This is a genomic window from Methylocystis sp. JAN1, from assembly GCF_052186135.1.
In the GTDB taxonomy this organism is placed as follows: Bacteria; Pseudomonadota; Alphaproteobacteria; order Rhizobiales; family Beijerinckiaceae; genus Methylocystis.
Genome location: NZ_CP181499.1, coordinates 2632856 through 2647712 on the forward strand (window position 1 = coordinate 2632856; position 14857 = coordinate 2647712).

Below are 14857 nucleotides of genomic sequence, written 5' to 3' on the forward strand. Positions count from 1 at the left end.
CTTTGAGACTTCCGCCGATCTCCAATTCCGGCTGAACGATATAGGTGCTTAATGAAACGTGGGTTTTTCTATGCGACGGCGCTTCTCGCCGTCCTCGGTTTTTTCGACTTCTCGGAAGCGGCGAGCGCCGCAACGAAGGCGTGGGTCTCCGGATCCGGTCAGGACGTCGCCGGTTGCGGCGGCGCGGGAGGAACGCCCGGGCCTTGCCGCACGTTCCAATACGCCCACGACAACATCATCTCCCCCGGCGGGGAGATCTTCGTTCGCGACCCCTCGGCATATGGTCCGCTGGTCATTACAAAGGCCATCACCGTCACGAGCCAGGGAGGCGTCGCCTTTTCTCCCTCAATCACGATCAATGCGTCGGCGGCCGACACCGTAACCCTCGAGGGCATCACAATAGACGGCCTGCAAACCGGCGGCGTGGGCGTTCAGGTCAACAACGCCTTCGCAGTCAACCTGGTTAATTGCGTCATTCAAAACCTTGCGACGGCCGGCGTTCAATTCGCTCCGACAGGCCCCTCGCAATTTGGAGGATATTTAAAGCTTTCCTATTCTCGGTTTACAAAAATTAATGGTCCCGCAGTCTCCGCAAACCTGACCTCGATGGGAGGTCAGATTCTTCTGGATCATGTGTCCATCAATCAAACCCATGACGGCCTTGTCGGAAACTTCAATGCGAGTTCCATCGGGTCCGGATTTTCAATCTCGAACAGCGCCATCGATCAGATCGTCGGAAACGGCGTCGCTGCGAATTCGACCGGAACGGGCGCGCTTGGTTTCATCACCAACACGTCCATGTCATTTCTTGGCGGGTCGGCCGTTACGACGAATGGGCAGAGCGTATTCGTCGGGATCTCACGCTCGAACATTCTTGGTTGCGGGACGGGGCTGAACAATGTCGCCGGCGTCATCAACAGCACCAACGACAATATGATCGCCTGCCTAACGCCGACGAGCGGGACGATTGGACAAATCCAATACAAATGACCGAGCTGAAGCGCCCCGTCGACATCACGGCCGGGCGCTTCGCCTCGCGGGCGCCCCCGCTACCTGTCTTTGACGCATTCGGCGCTTCCGCCCCGTCAAAAGTAATTCTGCGCCGATCTCATCGTCCGGTGGCTCCCGCCGCATCAGGGAGCGTGCAAATCCAGCTGACAACTGGTTTTTTTCCTTCCTGACCCGCTTCCGCCGCCTTGCCTTCGACCGGCTTCCAAGCAAAATTGGGCCGATCGAATTGATCAGGCGGCGACTACGCGTCTCATTGGCGGTTCCACTGAAAGCTCCTCATGGCGAAACTCCCCGGTCCGGCTATCCCTCTTCATCTCAGGATCGTCCAATTCACGCTCTGGTTGTCGCGGCTGGCGCTCCTGATCGCGATCCTGCTGGTCCTTCTGCCGCTTATCATTCCCTATCTCAAAGCCGGCGTGTCGCACGCCTGGATTGATCAGGTTCAAACCCTTGACGCTCGCGCGATCAAATGGGTCAGAGCCGCGTCGCCGGTGGATCTGGGCGGAGTCGAACTGACCCGGTGGATCCTCGCCGGCGCGCTTTACATCGTGCGGACGGTGCTGGGCGGCATGCGGCGCAGGGTGAAGAACGCCGCCTATCGCGCGTCCGTTCAACGCGACCTCGAGGCGCTGCAGGTGGCGGCGCCCAGCGGAGCGGGAGCGCGGCTCGTCGCGCCGATCAAGGAGAAGATTAGGAAGCTCGACCCCGGCAATGACGAAAGTCGCGCCGAACTGCTCCAGGTCATGGCGGAAGCAAAGCGCAAGCTCGAATCGATGAGCCGCGACCTCGCTTTCCTGTCCATCGACGTGGCGGACTCCACGAAGATGAAGGTCGGCGAGGAGAAAACCGATATCGAGCACGACTTCCGCGAATATAAAAATCTGGTCGACAGCAAGCTTCGCAGCAACGGCTCCCTGAAGGCGGCGTGGACGCCGGATGGCGTCATGGCGTGCTTTCCCACGATCGACGCGGCGGTGAAGGCCGCGCAGGAGGTGATCTCCGGCCTCGACGCCTTCAACGCGAATGTGAAGCTCGTCAGATCGAACTTCACGGTTCGCTGCGGGATCAACGCGGGACGCGTCTACTACGATGAGCAAACGCCGATGGAAGAGATGAGCGACCGCGTCATCGACATTGCCGGACACATGCAGAAATACGCGCAGCCCGGAACGATCGCCTGTCCCAAGCAACTCATCAAGCCGGTGCAGCAACGCGAAGGCTTCAGAGATGCAGGCCGGGTGGTGGACGGATACGAAACCTATCAGTGGACGCGCGATTGATCCCGCATTGGCGGCGCGCGCATTTCCGCGCCGCCGCGGCCGCTCAGTAAGACTTGTAGATCCGCCGGCCCTCGACCGTCTCGGCGGTGCCGACCAAATTCCCGTCGGGGCCGTTGAAATATGTGACGCCGCCGATCTTCGTGACGCTCCCGAGCAGATGTCCTCTGGCGTCGAAAAACTCCTGCGTGTCGCCCGCCGTGGTTGTTTTGGGCGCCGTGGCTTGCCCCGCCTGCTCCGCATTCGACGTCGCGACGCTCGCCAAAAGCAGGGCTGCGGTCAGGATTGTCCTCATTGTTCAAAACCTCCCGGCGAACGTCCGGTTTCAGACAGCAAGCCGCGGGCCAACATTTTTACTTTGAATTAACTGATATTCCCTCCGCCCTCCCGCAAGCCGGCGCCCGATGGCGAAGCAGGCGCTCAAAAAGCAGGCATTCTCGCGACGGCTCGCGAAAAAGCTGGGATCGGCTTTTCGCGTGAAGCGCGCTCCAACCTGGGCTCAGCGCAGGCATTCGCCGCGCTGCGCCCACTCGGCCATCTGCGCATCGGCGGGCGCGGCGGCGTTTTTCGCATCGCAGGCTCTGAACACGTTCCCGCGCGCGCCCATCGAGACGCCTGCCGGGAACTGCTCGACCGAGAGATAGGAGCCCGCGTCCAGCGCGCCGGAAAGCTGCGACTTCGCCGCATTGATGGCGGGGCTGGCGGCGGAAGGCTGCGGGGACGGCAGGTGATACCAGCGCTTCGCCGTCGTCAGATTGCATTCGCTCTTCGCGAGGCTTTTCGAACAGACGAGAATCCATGTCTGCATGCCGCCTCTCGCTGCAGCGGGACCCAGGCCCGCGACAAGGAAAATTCCGACAAGAATGAGTTCCCTCATGGTCCCGAGCCCCCGCGCTGCGATTCGCGGAATCGATCTTACGGCCAAAAAGCCGGCCGGAAGATGGAGGCGACCGGAAATCAAGTAATCGGGTGAACGCCGGGCATGAGCTGATCCCTTTCCGCCTGAACGCGGCGCGATCCAGCCAGAGCGACGCAGGGTTGCAATAGCTCGGCCGTGCGCGCATCATCCCAGAGGCGTTTGAGGCCAGCGTTCGGGAGGCGTCGCGATGCGTAAAATTCTTTTCTCTTTCCTGATGTTCGCCGCCGCCCCGGCATTCGCCCAGGGCACAGCGCAGGAGCGTTCAGACTGCATGGGAGACGCGCTGCGTTTCTGCAGCGCGGACATTCCTTTCGTCTCGGCGATCGAGGACTGCCTTGAGGGCGACATGTCCCGTCTCAGCGCCGCCTGCCGGCGCGAATTCGAGCCGACGCGGACGACCAGGCTTCGGGAAGAGCATTTCTATCGCTGATCCTTATGGAGCTGCCGCCGATTGATCCCCTGGTCGCGATGGGCGTAACGCTCTCCACCGCGGCGACGGACGCCGTCTACGTATTTTTCAATGCGGCCGTTTCGGCGCGCCGCCGCGTCGCCGCAGCGAGTTGGAGCAGCGCCTGGTACATGCTCTCGGCCTTTGCGGTGATCAGTTACACGCCGAACTGGGCCTACGTGCTCTTCGCCGCCGCCGGCGCCTGGATCGGCGGTTTCGCCTCGGTCACGGCGCTTGATCGCGTTATGCCGCTTAAACGAGACGGCAATGAAAAATAAAGGCTGCCGACGAGAAGAGACCCTCGCCAAAGGCCGTCACGAACAAGCCGGCAGGAAGGAGAACGCGCCCGGTTCGAAACGCCCTCCCCTAGCTGAAGCGGCGCGCCCTCGCCGCCACAAGCTCAAAACCGGAAAGATTCCGGCGGTTGCCGAGTTTTGGGGCGCGCTCTATCCTCCGGGAGCATTTGCCCCGCCGGTCCTCGGCGCGGGATTGAGCGCGTTCATCTCCAGCGCTTCTCAAAAAGGATCTTGAAATGTCCAACCACCCGGAAACGCCTGCCGGCGGCGACGCCGAACCGCACAAGGAGGCCGAGAAGCCGCATGAGCGCGCGTCCGAAGGATCGTGGGTCGCCGCGATCGAGGAAGGCATAGAGGAGATCAAGACGCAGTCGGCCGACGTGCTTTTCGTCGACGTGCTCAAGGTCGACCTCCCCTACATCATCATGCTCTCCATGGCCGTGATCGGCATCGGGCTCGTCACCTTCACCGGCGAGCCGATCGGCTTCTATTGGGAGCTGCTGACGATCGTCTATTGCGCCCTGTGCATCTATATCGGCTGGCGACATGCGGAAACGCGGCCGGAGCAGATCAAGCTCGTTTGGACGCAAGTGTTGCACTGGGCGGCCTTCCTCGCCGCCATGTGGCTGATCTACACGCCGACCATGCGCGCGCTGGTCGACGTCAACGCCACCGGCCTCAACTTGATGGTTCTGCTGGCGCTCGGCACTTTCGTAGCCGGCGTCCATGCCGAAGCCTGGCAGATCTGCGTCGTCGGCCTGATCCTCGCTCTCTTCGTTCCCGCGATAGCGATCGTGCAGCGCTCGTCCCTGTTCATCATGGTCGCGGCGCTGGGGCTTATCTTCGTCGCTGTGAGCCTGTGGATGACCTTCCATGCACAGCGGCGGGAGAAGCGGGCCGAGGCGGCGTGAGTCAACCGGCGCGCCTGACGACGCCGGTCGAATGCGAAAGACCGCGGGCGCGCATCCGCAAAAGCAAAGCGGCGCGCGAGCGCCGCTCAGTTTGTCGACAAACTTCCTAGGGCGGCCTCGTCCTTCGAGACACGAGCAGCAGCAAGCGTCTCAAAGCGCGAAGGGCGTCGCCGCTACTTTGTCAACAGGCTGACGCCCTCGCGCTCCGAGGCTGCCGCTGCGATCTCGGGCTCGCCCGATCGATCCTTAAATGCACAGTCGGGATCTGAGCCCGCCGGCCGCGAGCAGCGCGATCAGCTCGCCGCGGAATGCGCCGTGAGCGCCGCGCGAATGGCCTGATCCATTGACTTGTCGAAGGAGGTGCGCAGCACCGTGCCGCCAACGCCCTGGAGGCCTTCGAGAACCTTGTCGGCGGTCATCTTGCGCACGAGAACGAAGAGCGCCGCGCCGCCGGGCGGGATGACTTCCGCGACGTCCTTCATGAACTTGTCGTCGATGCCGAAATCGGTGAGCGCGCCCGAAACGGCGCCGGAGGCGGCGCCTAAAGCCGCGCCCGCGAGCGGCATCATGAAAATCAGGCCGATGAGCGCGCCCCAGAACATGCCCGAGACGCCGCCGATCGCCGTCGTATTGAAGAGCTGGTTGAGCTTGACGTGACCCTCCGCGTCCTTGACGGCGACGACCGCGTCTCCCATCTCGATCAAATATTCCTTCTGCATCTGAAACAGCTTCTGTCTCACGCCCTCGGCCTTGGCTTCCGAGGGGAAAGCGATGACGAGCAAATCGTTCATGGGGGAACTCCCGGTGTCACGACGTTCGACGCGCCGTCCATTCGATCTAGTCGAGCCGGATGAAATTACAATGCAAACGCAACATAGCGAAAAGTGAACGGGGAAAACGCCGCCGCGAGGAAAAGCTTCCAAAAAAGCTTACCCGCGCGGCGCCCCTCGTCACGCGGCGCCGGCGGGCAAAGACCGTCAAGCTGGGAGACGTGACGAATCTCGTAAGCTTCAGTCTCTCACCCTGCGGCGACTCTTCACGGGCGCCGGAACCCGGCGCGGCGCAGCGAGCCAAAAGGCCAGGGGCGAAAGCAGCGACGCCGCGATCAGCAGATTGGCGAGCATTGGCTTTGCCTCCGTCTCATGGGCGCCGCCCGCGCCCTTGGGCGCGAGCGGCCTTGTCCGTCATTACTCGGCGGTCAGGAGGGCGACGCCTTCCTTGCCGATCAGCGCATGAATGCGGGCCAGGAGCTGAAGAACCACGCCGAACACGCCCAGCGCCATCCAGCCGAAGAACACGAAGCCCCAGTGCAGCGGAGCCACGAACAGCTCTTCCATGAACCAGAAGGTGTGGCCCCACTCGTTCAGGCCAACGTTCGGGATGATCATGAACGGACCAATGGCCACGATCAGATAGGCCAGCGAGTAGCCATGAGCAAAGAACGGAATCCGCGTCTTCGCATAGAAGAACGCCCCAACCGCGATCACCGAATAGATCGGGTAGCTCATGTAAAACTCGATGATGTGCGACGGCGTGAAGTCCGTGTCACGGATAACCGTCATGTGCCAGGTGCCGTCCTGCTCCGTGAAGAACGACGCGCCCCAGTAAATCGCAGACGCGTAAACAACCAGCCACTGGATGTTCACCGCAATGCGCCGAAGCTCCTCACGAGGCGCAACCGCGTCAACGTTGCGGTCGCGCGTCTTCCAAAGATAGCCCGCAAGCGCCAGGCCGGAAACCAGCTCCAGAGGAATCTCGGTCCAAAGGATCGACATCCAGTAAGTCTGGAATTCCGGCGCAAACGAATCCAGGCCAGCGCGCCAGCCATAGATCTGCTCGTAAATGCGCACGATCAGATAAAACGTGTTCAGCAGAGCCAGTCCAATCCACATGCCACGAAGATCGACTACGGACTCTACCTCAGCAGCTGCGCCAGCAGCAGCGCTAGTCGTCGAGCTCATTGGTTAACTCCCCTATTGTGAGCACTCGAGGCGGGTTCCCTCGAAGCTGTCGCATCATGCTTTCTGTAGCGACATACAACAGTGACTTTGTCGCCAATGTAGAGGCAAAAACCGCCATCGGGCGACCGGCGATCTATTGATTGCGCGTCGCAACATCCCTTTGTCGATCAAAGAGAAAGACTTTACGCCGACCAGAAAAAAGGCCCGGCGAGCGCCGGGCCTTCAGGCTGCTGACAAAGTAGCGGCGACGCCCCTCGTGCTTCGAGACACCTGCTGCGCAGGCTCCTCAGCATGAGGGGCTTTTTCCTTCAGCGCCAAATACTTAGGCCTCATCCTGAGGAGCGAGCAAAGCTCGCGTCTCGAAGGACGAGGCCGCCTCGGGAGGTTTGTCAACAAACTGAAGGCCCGGCGAGCGCCGGGCCTTTTCGTCTTTGCGCAGGCGGCGATCAGATCGGTTGGGGCGCCACGCCGTCATCCACATCCGGCTCGGGTTTTTGGCCGGTTGTCGGGACGGCGGATCCGCGCGGGGGCTGGGGGGCGGAGGAGCTGGTGTCCTCGCGCACCGGGCGCTTGCCCTGCAGCAGGCCCTTCATCTCCTCGCCGGTCAGGGTCTCGAACTCCAAAAGGCCATTGGCCAGCGTGTCGAGCTGCGCCCGCTTCTCGGTCAGGATCTGCCTGGCCTTGTCGTAAGCCTCCTGGACCAGACGCCGAACCTCGGCGTCAATCGTCTGCTGCGTCGCCTCCGAGAGGGTCTGCTGCCGCCCGATCGAATAGCCAAGGAACTGCTCCTGCTGCGGCTCGGCGTAAGCAACCGTCCCCAGCTTGTCCGAGAACCCAAGCTGCGTGATCATCGCCCGCGCCACCCGCGTGCACTGCTGGATGTCCGACGCCGCCCCGGACGTCACCTTGTCGTGGCCGAAGATGATCTCCTCCGCCACCCGGCCGCCCATCGCAATCGCCAGCATCGCCGTCAGCTGCTCATAGGTCTGCGAGACCTGGTCGCGCTCCGGCAGGCCCTGCACCATGCCCAAAGCCCGGCCGCGCGGGATGATCGTCGCCTTGTGGATCGGCATCGCCCCCGGAACCGTCAGCTGAACCAGCGCGTGGCCGCCCTCGTGATAGGCCGTCAGCTTCTTCTCCTCCTCCGTCATGGAGAGGGTTCGCCGCTCCGCGCCCATCATGATCTTGTCGCGCGCGTCCTCAAACTCCTGGTTCGTCACGATCCGCTTCGAGCGCCGCGCCGCCAAGAGCGCCGCCTCGTTGACCAGGTTCATCAGATCGGCCCCCGAAAAGCCCGGCGTCCCGCGCGCAACCACCTTCAGGTCCACATCCGGCGCCAAAGGCACCTTGCGGGCGTGAACCTTCAGGATCTTCTCGCGCCCGATAAAGTCCGGGTTCGGCACGGTGATCTGGCGGTCGAAGCGGCCCGGACGCATCAAGGCCGGATCGAGCACGTCCGGACGGTTCGTCGCGGCGATCAGGATGATGCCCTCATTCGCCTCGAACCCGTCCATCTCGACCAGCAGCTGGTTCAGCGTCTGCTCGCGCTCGTCATTGCCGCCGCCCAGCCCCGCCCCGCGATGCCGCCCAACCGCGTCGATCTCGTCGACGAAGATGATGCAGGGCGCGTTCTTCTTGGCCTGCTCGAACATGTCGCGCACGCGGCTCGCGCCGACGCCCACGAACATTTCCACAAAGTCCGAGCCCGAGATCGAGAAGAAGGGCACCCCCGCCTCGCCCGCAATGGCGCGCGCCAGCAGCGTCTTGCCGGTGCCCGGCGGGCCGACCAGCAAAACGCCGCGCGGAATGCGGCCCCCAAGGCGCTGGAACTTGCCGGGATCGCGCAGAAACTCAACAATCTCCTGCAAATCCTCCTTCGCCTCGTCAACCCCCGCAACGTCCTCAAACGTCACCTTCCCAGCCATCTCCGTCAAAAGCTTCGCCTTCGACTTCCCAAACCCCATCGCGCGGCCGCCGGCGCCGCCCTGCATCTGGCGCGCCATGTAGATCCACACGCCGATAAACAGCAGCAGCGGCAGACCGTTCACCAGGAGGGTCGAGAGCCAGCCCGGATTGTCGCCCGCAGGCTTCGCGCTGATCTGAACTTTCTTCGCCTCCAGCTTCTGGACCAGCGTCGGATCGTTCGGCGCGTAGGTCGTGAAGGTGCGGTTGTCGTTGAAATGTCCAGAGATTTCATTGCCAGCGATCGTCACGTCGTGAACGCGGCCTTCGTCGATCTGCACGAGCAGCTCACTGAAGGTGATTTCGCGCGCGGGCGTGCGGGACTGCTGCTGCTGGAACATTGCAAACAGAATTCCCGCGACGGCGACGAAGACGACCCAAGGCAAATATTTCTTCCAATTCGCCTTCATTTCCACCTCCTCAGGCGTGACCTCGCAGAAATTCTGGGAACGTCATCGCTCGAATTTACATCTTTGGGCGGAGGGACGGACGCCCTCGCTTTTTCCCAAGATGAGGTTGGGTTCATCCTAGGTCAGGATGGCGAAATAGCCAAATCGAGTCCATATTTCGCCAAAAAGAACAACTGGCGGGGAGGCATGATCAAGATCGTCATCGCCGGATCGGACGGATGCCTGGGGTCCGCTTTCCTCGGCCTGTCCGATCTTTTCGCGCTCGCCCGCAAAGCCGTCGCGGCCGCCATTCCGCCATCCGAATCCAACGACGCCGCGAATTTTCGCGTGGTTACGGCGAGCGCCGACGGCCGGCCGATCCGCGACGGCTCAGGCGGCAATCTCGACGTCGAAACCTCCTTCGACGAAATCGCGGTCTGCAACGCGGTCATCGTCCCGAGCTTCGCGCCCGGCCCCGACGGGAAGGCGCCCGACATGTCGTCCTTCGGCGCCGCGGCCGCTTGGCTTAGGCGCCATCACTCGCGCGGCGCGCTTATCGGCGGATGCGGCTCCGGGGTCTTCCTGCTCGGCGAGGCCGGCCTGCTGGAAGGCCGGCGCTGCACGACGAGCTGGTGGCACCACGAGGACCTCAAAAAGCGCTATCCGCGCGCGGACACGGCCTGGGGCGCAAGGCTGATTGACGATCGCCGCGTCGTCACCGCCGCCGGTCCCCTGTCCTGGATCGACGTGTGTCTCCACGTGATCCGCACCCTCTGCGGCCAGGAGGCGGGTCGCATCGCGGCCGATTTCGCGCTGGGCGAAACGGCGCCGGCGAAGGGGGCCGCAAAAGCGGCGGCCTATACGCCCAATATCGTCAGCGGCGGCGTGGACGCCTTCCTCGTCGAGGCGGAGCGTATCGTCCGTCAGTCCGACGCCGCTTTCAATGCGCAGAATCTCGCCAGGGCGCTCTCGACCTCCGAACGCACCCTGCATCGGAAATTGAAGCAGGCCTGCGGGGAATCGCCGAAGACCTTTATCGACCGCATCCGGGTCGAGACGGCGCGCACCCTCCTGGAAACGAGCGCCAAGCCGGTGAAGGAGCTGGCGGCGAGCGCCGGCTTCATCGACGAGGCGAGCTTTCGCCGCGCCTTTCGCCGCTATGCCGGCATGGCGCCCTCCGCCTATCGCATGTGGGCGAAAAGCAAGAGCCAGGACAAGGCGCAAATGTTCTCTGTGCGTAAGAATTCGGAGGCCATTCCCGAAATCCTCGCGACGATTCTCGACGCCTGCGTGAACGGGTTGACGCTGGCGGACCCCGATCTCGACGACACGCCGATCGTCTACGCCAATAAGCGATTCGCGGACATCACCGGATATCAGCCGGAAGAAATTATCGGCCGGAACTGCCGCTTCCTTCAGGCTGACGACCGCGACCAGGAAAGCCTGCGGCGCCTGCGGGAGGCGATCCAGAATCGCCAGCCCGTCGAGGTGACGCTGCGCAATTACCGCAAAGGCGGCGAACTCTTTTACAACAGGCTGAACATCACGCCGCTCTTCGACGCTCAGGGAAAGCTCATTTATTTCCTGGGCGTTCAGTATGACATAACGGACCAGGTTCGCGCCGAGACCGAAATCGGGGACTTGAAAGCGAAGCTGCAGGCGATCGCTTGATTTCCGTCATTTTGGCGTTCGGCGGAAGGAATGATCGTCATTGCGCCGCGGCGCCACGTCGATGAGCGGGATTTTCATTGATTTTCCGGCCTTGCTGACGCAGGCGCGGCGGGTAGGTCCGCGCAGCGTCGCGTGCGACGCAATAACTTTTCCCGCTTGCGCCTTCGCGAAACAGGGTGCGTTATTTCGTCGCGCCGTCGGTCAGAACTCCGGAAAGGGGCGCCGCCGGAAAAAGCCAAAAGGCAGAGGGAAGCGCCATGAATTCGTTCACCGCCATTGTCTCGATTCTCGCCGCCGCCGCCGCCGTCACATTTGCGATCACCGCTTACGTGAACTGACCGGCCGCCGCGACGCCCGAGTCGATTTTTTTGCGACGCGCGACGCTCGACGTGGCGCGCGTCGTCATGTCTCGCGCCCCTATCCTGCGCGGGCCGTGTGTCGAACGCTCTTTTTTCCGCTCGCCGGTCGCCGCATCTTCGCATTGGCGACGACGGCCCGCGCTGCGCGTTTGCGTCGCGGCGGCGAGAGTTCGGCGGCCTGCGCCAGCGCCTCCATATCCGTGACGAGCCGCCTCAGCCAGTCCGCGCCGTCGGCTATGCGCTCCTTCGTCCCGCACATCACGAGGTCGTCCGGCGTCGCCCGCCCGCACTCGCAGCGCCACGCCGCGTGGCGGCGACGATAGGCGTCCTCGATCCTGGGATCCAGCAGGCCGAAATTCCGATAGGTCAACAGATGGATCATGAAACCTCCCAGCCTCTTGCAGTCTTGTATGATGGCGCGTCGCCGCGAAGCCGCTCAGGATTCGTACCTGGCGCGCATTGTCTCGACGACCGAGGGCTCGAAAGCGAGGCCTGAAATCCCGGCCAGGCTCCGCACCCGCGCGTCCCATTCCTCCCCAACCTCGTAGAGAACGGCATAGGTTTCGACGCCGCCGATCATCTGAGGCGATCCCAGCGGCTCGCCCGCGCAGCCGCAACGCGTGAGCATTCGATGCATGGCGCGGTCATAGACCGTGACGATATGGGTGAGCGCCGCCGCCTTGCCGATCTCGTTCAGCGCGAGACCCAGTTCAGCGGTGGCGCGGCTGATCGTCGGCGCGTCCGCCCGGCTGTCCCCCGTCATTTTGACGGTGAAACGGCTCGACTCCCAGATCAACGGGCTCTGTATCCGCGCGCCGTCCGGCAGCAGTTGCGGAAAGGTGTCGTTGAGCATGTTGAAGCCGGTCGTCGGCAGGAGGCGCAATCCGCCGACGACCCTCTCATCCTCGTCCAGCGCCAGGACATAGAGCGGATCGAGGGCGTCATAACCGTCGATTTCCCAGCGATTAATGATGGTGACCTGCCATTTCAGGCGCTCGTGAAACACGTTGCGCCGCAATTTGTGCATTTCATCCATAAGCCGGGGATAGCGCGCGCGCCATTCTCCCGGAACGATCTTGATCATCCCCCAAGCCCTCCCGTCGTCATCGATTGACGACGAGAACTTGAAGCAAACACAGTGGGTTATCACCTCCCGAAAATGGGAGGTCAGTTGCGCTTCTTCGGGATGAGATGGCTGGGCTCGTAAGACATGTTGATCAGCCCGAGCGCGAGCGCCTTTGCGACCGTATGGGTCGTATTCGTCGTGTTGAGCCGCGCGCGCGCCGATTCGAGATGGAAGCGAACGGTGTGAGAGCTGATCCCCAGGATCCTGCCGATCTCCTCGTCCGTCTTGCCCAGCGCCTTCCATCGCAGGCAGCTCGCCTCCCGCAAGGGGATATGCACCGCGCTTTCGTCGGCGACTCCGCATGAGCGCAGCGCCGCCGCATGGAAATTGAACGCGACGACCATGAGGTCGCGAAGCAGCTCGCGCTTCATGGCGCGCCACTCGGCGGGCGACTCATTCGAAGTGATGGTGAACAGCGCAAATTCGCCCATGCGTCCGCGAATCGGAACCGACAGCCCGTTGACGCCCACGTCGAGCTCCTGCGCCTCCCCGAAAAATTTCCGGATGATGGGGTCGCCGCGATCGATCTCCGCCCAGTCGATCGGGAGTATGCCTCCGAGCCCCGAGCGCACGATCGGGTCGAGATCCACATATCCGCTCTGCGCGTAATGCTTTTGCCATTCAGGCGAATAGGTCACCGACAGGAGCGGCCGGGACGCGCCCGGCGTCGGCATGTTCAACGCCGCATAAGCGACATTGCGAAGACCCCAGGCTTTCATGAAGCCGTCTATGATTTCGGAGGCCGACTCGACCCGATTCGCGGATGCGAGGCGATCTATCAAATCGAAAAAATCATCCGGATGCACGTGATCCGCCGGGTTCCATACGCCTACGCTCACGTTAGAGCGTGAGCGTCGCGTCGACAACCATTCTAGCGAGAATCCGATGGTCCGATAAGCAAAACGCTAGGCCTTCTAGCTGGGCTGCTGGACCACATCCTGCGGCGCGGACAAGCTCGCGTCCCGGAGATGAAAGCGCGCGCCTTCAGGCGCGTAACAAGCCAAAAACCGCGGACGTCCCCGAGGTTTGACAACGAAAAAACCCGGCCTTTCGGCCGGGCTTCTCGTTTGAGACGTTAAGTCTCGGTTAGTATTTCGCGACGACCGGAGCCGGAGCGCCCCAGTTGAAGTGATAGTTCAGGCCCGCGCGGACGATGTTGCCGTTGAAGCGGTGCGAGACCTGCTGGGCCGTGACCGTCTCGAGCAGAGCGCCGTTGAGGCCGGTCTGAACCAGGGGGGCGCTGTTGAAGGTGAGCGAGCCGAGATCGTAGTAGAGGTATTCGACCTTCGCCGACCAGTTCGGCCAGAACATCCACTCGACGCCGCCGCCGGCCGTCCAGCCGACGCGCGTGTCGGAGAAAGAGCCGCCCGTGACGAAGGGGAACGGGGTGTCGACGAAGCCCAGCGACACGGTCGTCGCCGTGTTCAGGTTCACGCCGCCGTAAGCCAGACCGCCCGTGCCGTAGAGCAGCAGAGTCGGGGTAGCCAGCCAGCCGAGGCGGCCGCGGACCGTGCCGATGTAGTCGAGGCTGCTCGTCGCGCCGACAACCGACGCCGAGCCAACCGGAACAAAGAAGCCGGGGGTCAGCGCGATGGCGCGGGAGTTGAATGAATTCGACGTGGCGAGGCCCTGGATGTCGGCCTCGATGCCCACAACGAAGTTGTTGTAGAACTGATAGTTGTAGCCGATCTGGCCGCCGCCGATGAAGCCGCCGCTGGTGCCCGAGTTCAGGCTGGCGGTCGAATGGAACGCCATCGCGCCCGGGATGTCGCCGTTCAGGCCGGCGATCGTGAAGGCGTTGCCGCCGAGAACGTTGATCGTGTTGCTGTTGGCCCAGGTGCCGCCGGCGTTCAGACCGACATAGAAGCCGGTCCACAGCGGCGGCGGCGGGGGCGGCGGCGGAAGGATCGGCGGACCCTTGCGGGAGGGAAGATCGGCGGCGAGCGCGGCGCCTGCGGACACCGCAAACGCGGCAAGGGAAAGAGCAATCTTTTTCATATCAGCCTCATCTTCAGCTCAAGGGCGCGATGGTCTTCGCGCTTCACCCGTTCGGCTCCATCTCGCGATAACCGCGCCCCGGGCCTGCCTCTTTTTGAAGGATGAACGAGTGCATAGTCAAAGCGAATTCCGCTTCCATGGCCTCCGGAGATACGCTTTGTCCGGCACTGTGGCGCCAAGGACACAAAAGCCCGGGCCTGAGCCCGGCTCGGAATGCCGGCAAACCCTTGGCGTGAGCCGGCGTTTTTGATTCACCGGGGCATGGCTTCACAAAAAGCCGCCCTTTCCCCCGCTCCAGCCAAAACAAAACCCCCGCCAGAAATGACGGGGGTTCATCAACAAACTTCCCAAGGCGGCCTCGTCCTTCGAGACACGAGCTGCGATCTCCGATCTGCCCGAGATCGACATTCTTATTTGTGCAAGTCGGGAAAACCCGACTTGCACTCGCCTCAGGATGCGGCCTAACTGTTTGGCGCCGAAGGAAGAAGCCTCTCATGCTAAAGGAGCTTGCGCGGCAAGCGTCTCGAAG

At 62.7% G+C, this 14857-nt stretch carries 16 protein-coding genes; 7 read left to right on the forward strand and 9 right to left on the reverse strand.

The annotated features are described in order from the left end of the window. Positions 1–51 precede the first annotated feature (51 nt). Positions 52–990 carry a hypothetical protein gene (locus tag ACNHKD_RS12595; RefSeq protein WP_442753830.1) on the forward strand — a complete coding sequence of 313 codons (939 nt, stop codon included), beginning with the start codon at positions 52–54 and terminating at the stop codon, positions 988–990. A gap of 299 nt (positions 991–1289) precedes the next feature. Continuing rightward, positions 1290–2291 (forward strand): adenylate/guanylate cyclase domain-containing protein, encoded by a 1002-nt coding sequence (locus tag ACNHKD_RS12600; RefSeq protein ID WP_442753831.1) that lies wholly within the window; start codon positions 1290–1292, stop codon positions 2289–2291. Between the two features lie 43 nt (positions 2292–2334). Here ACNHKD_RS12600 and ACNHKD_RS12605 read toward each other — a convergent pair whose 3' ends face one another. Further along, positions 2335–2583, reverse strand: a complete 249-nt coding sequence (locus tag ACNHKD_RS12605; RefSeq protein WP_442753832.1) for a hypothetical protein — start codon at positions 2581–2583, stop codon at positions 2335–2337. 204 nt (positions 2584–2787) lie between these two features. After that, positions 2788–3096, reverse strand: a complete 309-nt coding sequence (locus tag ACNHKD_RS12610) for a hypothetical protein (protein WP_442753833.1) — start codon at positions 3094–3096, stop codon at positions 2788–2790. A gap of 298 nt (positions 3097–3394) precedes the next feature. Between ACNHKD_RS12610 and ACNHKD_RS12615 the strand changes: the two genes are divergently transcribed. Genes ACNHKD_RS12615 through ACNHKD_RS12630 form a run of 4 tightly spaced genes read left to right on the forward strand, consistent with a single transcriptional unit; the run spans position 3395 to position 4862 of the window. Beyond that, the gene (locus ACNHKD_RS12615; protein WP_442753834.1) at positions 3395–3637 is read left to right on the forward strand and encodes a hypothetical protein; all 243 of its coding nucleotides are present in this window, start codon (positions 3395–3397) and stop codon (positions 3635–3637) included. A 5-nt stretch (positions 3638–3642) separates the two neighbouring features. Next, a complete protein-coding gene (locus ACNHKD_RS12620; protein ID WP_442753835.1) occupies positions 3643–3933 on the forward strand; it encodes a hypothetical protein in 291 nt (96 codons plus the stop codon). Then, complete coding sequence (locus tag ACNHKD_RS12625; protein WP_442753836.1) at positions 3923–4186, forward strand: hypothetical protein; 264 nt, start codon at positions 3923–3925, stop codon at positions 4184–4186. The genes ACNHKD_RS12620 and ACNHKD_RS12625 overlap by 11 nt, the downstream gene beginning before the upstream one ends. Position 4187: 1 nt before the next feature. Continuing rightward, on the forward strand, positions 4188–4862 hold the full coding sequence (locus ACNHKD_RS12630; protein WP_442753837.1) for a hypothetical protein: 675 nt from the start codon (positions 4188–4190) through the stop codon (positions 4860–4862). 293 nt (positions 4863–5155) lie between these two features. Here the strand turns inward: ACNHKD_RS12630 and ACNHKD_RS12635 are convergent, their stop codons facing one another. The 3 genes from ACNHKD_RS12635 to ftsH all read right to left on the reverse strand — a co-directional run bounded on the left by ACNHKD_RS12635 (position 5156) and on the right by ftsH (position 9195). Then, complete coding sequence (locus ACNHKD_RS12635) at positions 5156–5653, reverse strand: DUF1269 domain-containing protein (RefSeq protein WP_442753838.1); 498 nt, start codon at positions 5651–5653, stop codon at positions 5156–5158. Positions 5654–6049: 396 nt separating this feature from the next. Then, the gene (gene amoC / locus ACNHKD_RS12640) at positions 6050–6823 is read right to left on the reverse strand and encodes a bacterial ammonia monooxygenase, subunit AmoC (RefSeq protein ID WP_442753523.1); all 774 of its coding nucleotides are present in this window, start codon (positions 6821–6823) and stop codon (positions 6050–6052) included. 446 nt (positions 6824–7269) lie between these two features. After that, complete coding sequence (gene ftsH / locus ACNHKD_RS12645) at positions 7270–9195, reverse strand: ATP-dependent zinc metalloprotease FtsH (RefSeq protein ID WP_442753839.1); 1926 nt, start codon at positions 9193–9195, stop codon at positions 7270–7272. 186 nt (positions 9196–9381) lie between these two features. Between ftsH and ACNHKD_RS12650 the strand changes: the two genes are divergently transcribed. Further along, positions 9382–10845, forward strand: a complete 1464-nt coding sequence (locus tag ACNHKD_RS12650; RefSeq protein ID WP_442753840.1) for a helix-turn-helix domain-containing protein — start codon at positions 9382–9384, stop codon at positions 10843–10845. Between the two features lie 417 nt (positions 10846–11262). On the opposite strand, the gene ACNHKD_RS12655 is transcribed toward ACNHKD_RS12650, so the two are convergent. From ACNHKD_RS12655 to ACNHKD_RS12670, 4 genes are all read right to left on the reverse strand, one after another. Continuing rightward, complete coding sequence (locus ACNHKD_RS12655; protein ID WP_442753841.1) at positions 11263–11586, reverse strand: hypothetical protein; 324 nt, start codon at positions 11584–11586, stop codon at positions 11263–11265. 54 nt (positions 11587–11640) lie between these two features. Further along, the gene (locus ACNHKD_RS12660; RefSeq protein WP_442753842.1) at positions 11641–12288 is read right to left on the reverse strand and encodes an acyl-homoserine-lactone synthase; all 648 of its coding nucleotides are present in this window, start codon (positions 12286–12288) and stop codon (positions 11641–11643) included. An 83-nt stretch (positions 12289–12371) separates the two neighbouring features. Then, the gene (locus tag ACNHKD_RS12665; protein ID WP_442753843.1) at positions 12372–13049 is read right to left on the reverse strand and encodes a helix-turn-helix transcriptional regulator; all 678 of its coding nucleotides are present in this window, start codon (positions 13047–13049) and stop codon (positions 12372–12374) included. 367 nt (positions 13050–13416) lie between these two features. After that, positions 13417–14328 (reverse strand): outer membrane protein, encoded by a 912-nt coding sequence (locus ACNHKD_RS12670; protein ID WP_442753844.1) that lies wholly within the window; start codon positions 14326–14328, stop codon positions 13417–13419. Positions 14329–14857 lie beyond the last annotated feature (529 nt).